This window comes from Meridianimarinicoccus zhengii, assembly GCF_003254465.1.
GTDB classification, from domain to species: Bacteria; Pseudomonadota; Alphaproteobacteria; order Rhodobacterales; family Rhodobacteraceae; genus Meridianimarinicoccus; species Meridianimarinicoccus zhengii.
In genome coordinates this window covers 1-5,758 of sequence record NZ_QDFI01000128.1, presented here as the reverse complement: position 1 = coordinate 5,758, position 5,758 = coordinate 1, and the positions used below count along the sequence as shown (strand labels likewise).

General features: G+C 70.4%; 4 protein-coding genes and 1 riboswitch. All 4 genes read left to right on the top strand.

Features of this window, described 5'->3' with window-relative positions:
* A partial coding sequence (locus DDE13_RS21585; protein ID WP_162631166.1) for an acetolactate synthase large subunit occupies window positions 1-982 on the top strand: 982 nt, incomplete at its 5' end.
* A gap of 129 nt (window positions 983-1,111) precedes the next feature.
* Entirely contained in the window at window positions 1,112-1,849 is a 738-nt protein-coding gene (locus DDE13_RS21580; RefSeq protein WP_111406275.1) for a dimethylsulfonioproprionate lyase family protein, read from the top strand.
* A 28-nt stretch (window positions 1,850-1,877) separates the two neighbouring features.
* A riboswitch (cobalamin riboswitch) is annotated at window positions 1,878-2,054 on the top strand.
* A 43-nt stretch (window positions 2,055-2,097) separates the two neighbouring features.
* Window positions 2,098-2,877, top strand: coding sequence for a 5,6-dimethylbenzimidazole synthase (gene bluB / locus DDE13_RS21575; protein WP_111406274.1), 780 nt, complete (start codon window positions 2,098-2,100; stop codon window positions 2,875-2,877).
* Window positions 2,878-3,156: 279 nt separating this feature from the next.
* Complete coding sequence (locus tag DDE13_RS21570; protein WP_162631165.1) at window positions 3,157-5,415, top strand: S8 family peptidase; 2,259 nt, start codon at window positions 3,157-3,159, stop codon at window positions 5,413-5,415.
* The last annotated feature ends 343 nt before the right edge of the window (window positions 5,416-5,758 follow it).

Here is a 5,758-nt window from a genome sequence, read left to right as displayed (position 1 = left end):
CGCGGCGGCTGCCCGCCTGCGTGCGCCGGGAGCCGCGCTGATGGTGGGCGGCCCTGCGCTGCACGGACCGCTTCGGGATCTCGCGGGGCGCATCGCCGCGGCCACGGGCTGCCGGCTGGTGGCCGATGCGCTGGTCGGGCGGATCGCGCTGGGTGCCGGGACGGCGCGGATCGACCAGCTTGTCTATCCGCTGGCCCCCAAGATCGCGCAGATGGCGGACCTGCGGTCCATGACGCTGGTGGGCACCGACCGGCCCGTGGCTTTCTTCGCCTATCCCGGCCAGCCCAGCCTGCCCGAACCGTCCGGATGCACCGTGACCGCGCTTTGCCGGGCGGACATGGATATCGGCTGGACGCTGTCGGCGCTAGCCGACGCGGTGGGCGTGACCCCGGCCACGCAGCCCGCGCGGGTGCCGCTGGACCGGCCCGCCCTGCCCGACGGCGCGTTGACGCTGGCAGCAGCGGGGCGGGCCATCGCGGCGCTGATGCCCGAGCGCACGATCGTCAGCGACGAAGCCCTGACCTCGGGGCGGGAACTGATGCCGCATCTGGCGATGGCGGCGCCCCATGACCTGATGGGCGTCGCGGGCGGGGCGATCGGGTTCAGCCTTCCGGCGGCGGTGGGGGCGGCCATCGCCTGCCCCGACCGCAAGGTGCTGGCGCTGACCGGGGACGGATCGGCCATGTACACGCTACAATCGCTGTGGACCATGGCGCGCGAGGGTCTGGACGTGACCGTCGTGATCTTCGCCAATCGCGGCTACCAGATCCTGCGCGACGAGATGGTCAATGTCGGCGTCGCGGGCGGCGGGCGCAACGCGGCGGCGATGATGGACGTGGACGGCCCCCTGCTCGACTGGGTGGCCCTGGCGCGGGGGCATGGCATCCCCGCCTGCCGTCCCGACGATGCCACCGGCTTCGCCGCAGCCCTGCGCGCGGGGTTCGAGGGCATCGGACCGTCGCTGATCGAATTGCGCTGCTGACCCCGCGACCGGCGCTGCATGTCGCTGCGCGGCGGATCGGGTCGCATATCGCCACGCAGTACCGGTCCGGCTGCGGTCTTCTGGCCGGAACGGGCGCGTCCGGCGCCCCGCGACCGGAGCCTGCCATCCATGTCATCCACGCCGCAAACCTTGCCCGCCGACGCGACCGAAGCCGGCGCGCCACCCGCATCGACCGCCCCGCGGCTGTTCGACACGCCAGACTGGTTGTACCTGCTAAGGGATTTCGATGCGCTCTATCGCCATGGCTCGGCCGGGGGCAGCCGCCTGATCCGTGCCCACCGCAAGCGGGTGCGCGATGCGCTGTCGCAGCTCATCGATGCCAACCCGGCGATGGAATTCCGCCAGCCTGCGCCCAAGCCGGTGACGGCTCACCTGCCCCGCGCGCTGGATCTTGGCGCGCGTGGCGCCGTGGATGCGCTGGCCCGGTCGCTGGGTCGCGTCGCCCCGGCGCTGACCTGGGAATACGGCTATGACAAGGTGCCCCGCGCGCTCGCGCAGAAATACGCCTATTGCGAGGTGGCGGGCCCGCGCGGACCGGTGCGCACGGAACGGCTGGTGCTGGGCTTCGTGCTGCTCGCGCCGCGCACGACCTATCCACAGCATAGCCATGCCGAGATCGAGGAAAGCTACATCTCTATCGCCGGGGCGTGGTCCGAGAACGACACGGCGGTCCACGCGCCCGGGTCGCTCATCCTCAACAGGCCCGCCCACGAACACCGGATCACGACGGCGGATCTCGATCCCTGCCTGCTGGCCTATGCCTGGATTGGCCCGGAGGCACGGCTGAACGCGCCGGGCATGAAACTGTCCACCAGTCGGCGGTCACGGATGGCACAGGGCATCTAGACCCCGCTTGCACGCGATGACGCGCGGGGCGAAACTGGACTGGCCAGGTGCCCTTCGGGGAGAATCGGGAAGCCGGTGGAAATCCGGCGCGGGCCCGCCGCTGTAAGGGGGACGGTACGGACAATCGCCACTGGGGCGCGCCCCGGGAAGGCGTCCGGACCGGACGATCCCGAGCCAGAAGACCGGCCTGGCGGCATGGACCCACGCGCCCGGACAGCGCGGGGTCGCTGCCCTGCGAGGAGACCGCCATGGCCCGACACCCTTTTTCCACCACCCGGACCGAACCCCGACCGCTGCCCGCGCATGCCGGCGACCGGGTGCGCGGGGCCGAACCGGGCGCAGACCCGGTTCCTGCGCCCGCCCCGACCGACGCAAGGGTCTTCAGCGCGGCCGAGCGGCAGGCGCTGTACGACATCATCGCCGCGCGGCGGGACGTGCGGGCGGAATTCCTGCCCGATCCCATCGACCCTGCCGTGTTGCGGCGAATTCTCGAAGCCGCCCATGCCGCCCCGTCCGTCGGCCTGATGCAGCCGTGGAACTTCATCCTGCTGCGCGATCCCGACCGCCGGGCCGAGATCCACGCGGCCTTCACCGCGGCCAATGACGCCGCGGCGGAGATGTTCCCGCCGGAGCGGCAGGCCGCCTATCGCGCGCTGAAGCTCGAAGGGATCCGGCATGCGCCGCTGAACATCGCCGTGACCTGCGACCGCACCCGCGGCGGGCCGGTCGTGCTGGGACGCACCCACAACCGCGCCATGGATCTCTATTCCACGGTCTGCGCGGTGCAGAACCTGTGGCTGGCCGCGCGGGCCGAAGGGATCGGCGTGGGCTGGGTCAGCATCTTCCGCGATGCGGACCTGCGCGCGATCCTCCGCCTGCCCGACCACGTGGAGATCGTGGCCTATCTGTGCCTCGGCCATGTAGACCGGCTGTTCGATGCCCCGGAACTGGAGCGGCGCGGCTGGCGGTCACGTCTGCCGCTCGATGCCCTGATCCTGGACGAGACATGGTCCGGGCCCGAAGGCTGAAACCCGGTTCCGCGGTTCCGACTATGGCATGCCGCTTGCAGACAGGCGGGCAGGCATCCGGCGCGGCGGCGGACTGCAGCGGTTTGCAGCGCGGCGTTGCCCGGGTGGGACGGTGTCGTCCGGCCAGCGTCGCACGGCGGTTAATGACCTTGGCTTTTTCCCGCCATGGATGTGCCCTCGAATACTAGGCGGGGGCGTCGCCATTTGCTACGCAGGATGGCGTTGGCGCGCTGCACTGCGGCGGCGTTCGTGGCACGAATCGAAAGGACCGCGGGCGCGGTGCGACGGGACAGAACCATACCGGCATGGGCGCTGACCCTCGTCACGACGCTGCTGTCCGGCTGCCTGGGCGGCGGTGGCGGCGGCGCCGACGATGCGCCGCTGCCGCCCGCGCTGCGGGACGAGCGCAATGCGGTCGACGCCGCGTCGGCCTATTACGTGACCGAGTTCCTGCTGGCGGACGTGGCCGCGGTGCGGGCCTCTGCCCGCTTCGCGATTCAGCGGCTGAACATCGACTACGGCTTCACCGGCAATCCGCTGCTTGCGGGTGTCACCATCGTCAACAACGCGTTCGAGGCGGCCCGTGTCGAATACGCCCATTCCGTCGGGCTGACCGGGCTGGGGCAGCTTGTGGCGATCAACGACACGAGCATCGACGTGACGCACCCGGAATTCGCGGGCAAGTCGATCACGACCTCCGGCGCAGCCACGGCCGAGCGGTTCCATGGCACCGCGGTCGCGTCGGTGCTTGCGGGGTCGAACACGTCGGGCGACATGATGGGCGTCGCGCCCAACGCATCGCTGCATGTGGGACAGTTGGATTTCGACCCGATGATCGGTGTCACCTTCGAACAGATCGGGGGATATTTCGACGATGCGCGGGCGCTTGGCGCGGTTGTCAGTTCAAACAGCTGGAACCTTGCGGGCAGCACCTTCGCCACGACCGATTACCGGGACTACCTGACCGGCGGACGGCGCGACCTGCTCGATGCCATGCGCCGTTTCGCGCAGAACGGCGTGATCGTCTTCGGGGTCCAGAACGATTTCAACGCGGGCAGCGTGAACGAACTCAACGGCCTGCCCATCGCGTTCCCCGATCTGCAGGGGTCGTGGATCGCCGCCATGAGCGCCGTGCCGGTCATGCGCGACGGGCGGATCGTGGCGGCATTCCGCCAATCCGCCGCCTGCAACGAGGCGGCGGCCTTCTGCATCGCCGCGAACGGTGCTCTCTGGGCGGCCAATGCGGATACGGGCGGCTATGGCGCGGTGGCGGGCACGTCCTTTGCCGTGCCGCAGGTCGCGGGCGCCATCGCCATCCTGGCGGAGGCGTTTCCGCAGCTGTCGGCGCAGCAGTTGCGCGACCGGCTTCTGGCTACCGCCGATAACAGCTTCTTCACGCCCGAGGGCAGCGTGAGCTTCGCGCCGGGGCTGGTGCATGGTTACAGCCGCGAATTCGGACACGGGTTCATCGACCTGCGCGCGGCGTTGCTGCCGATCGGGCCCGTTGCCGTGCCGGTGGAGAACGCGCCCGCGCAGCCGGTATCCGTGCCGATCGTCGTGGCGGGCGGGGCAAGCGGCGACGCGCTGGTCGAGGGCCTGTCGGCGCGCGGGATCGTCGTGACCGACAGCCTTGGCGGGGCGTTCGCGGCGCAGGCGTCTTCGCTGGCCGCACAGATGCCACGCGAAGACGATGACGCCGACCTGCTCAACGATGCCATGGCGCTGGACCAGCGCGCGGCGCTGGCGGCGCGGCGTGCCGGACTGGCAGGGACCGGACCCGCGCTTGTGGCCGGGGGGGCGTCACTGCTGCCCGGCCATGCGTCGGCGGCGACCTTCGCGGGGCTGGACCCGGTCACGATCCCCTTCGCCATGGCCGAGGCGGGGCGCGCGACCCCCGGCACCGGCTGGGCGATGCGCGCCTATGTCCCACGCGACGACAGTGCGGCGACCGGGCTGGCCGTGCTGCACCGGCGCGATCTCGGTCCGCTGGCCCTGGAGGCGGGGATCGAGATGGCGCGCGCCGAAGGCTCCATGCTCGGGATCGTGGTGCCCGGCGCGGTGGAACGGATGCACACCGATACGCTGTCTCTGCAGTTCGGGCTGGGCTGGCGCCCCGCGCCGGGCGTCGCGCTGCGCGCGCGCGGGGAATGGGGGCTCGCGGACGGGCCCGGCGCGGGGGTCGTCGCGGGGTTCGAGGATACGCGGTACAGCGCCTATGAGATCGGGATCGATCTGGCGGATGTGGCGCGGGCGGGCGATACGATTGGCCTGTCGCTGCGCCAGCCGCTTGCGATCACGGCCGGCCGCGCGGACCTGCGGCTTGCAGCGGGCGTCGGTCCGGGCGGGGCCGTGCGCTTTGCCGATGTGCCGGTGGGGCTTGCTCCCGACACGCGGCAGATCGACCTGGCGCTGGACTATCTTGCACCGATGGGCGCGTCGTCCAGCTTCGGTTTCGGATTGCGCCATGCATGGAACCACGGCCACATTCCCGGCGAAACGGCGCTAAACGCGGTCGCCGTGGCCCAGTGGCGGTTCTGAGCGGTCAGCCCATATTTCCAGGTGCTTGCGTGGCGGTCTTCAGGTTGGGCCGCTTTGCGGCTTCTGCTTGGCTTGCCGTTATACATCAGAGGTTAAACGCACGATCCTCAAGCTGCATGCCGCTGCACCTGCAAGATCAGACCGGCATGTTGTCGAACCGGGCATCCATCAGGTCGGCTTCGCAGGCCGCGAGCCGTGCGCGCAAGTCACTGGGGACCGGTGCGCCCGAACGGCGCAGATGATCGAGACAATGGCGCAGCGCGTCGTGCAGGGCCTTTAGGCCGTGTCTGCAATCAAGGGATTCCCGTTTGGTCTCATTTCTGATTCAAGATCGAAAACGGAG

Excerpts from the sequence above, each read along its gene's own strand:
- DDE13_RS21580 (WP_111406275.1), top strand. The coding sequence starts at position 1,112 with ATGTCATCCACGCCGCAAACCTTGCCCGCCGACGCGACCGAAGCCGGC.
- bluB (WP_111406274.1), top strand. The coding sequence starts at position 2,098 with ATGGCCCGACACCCTTTTTCCACCACCCGGACCGAACCCCGACCGCTG.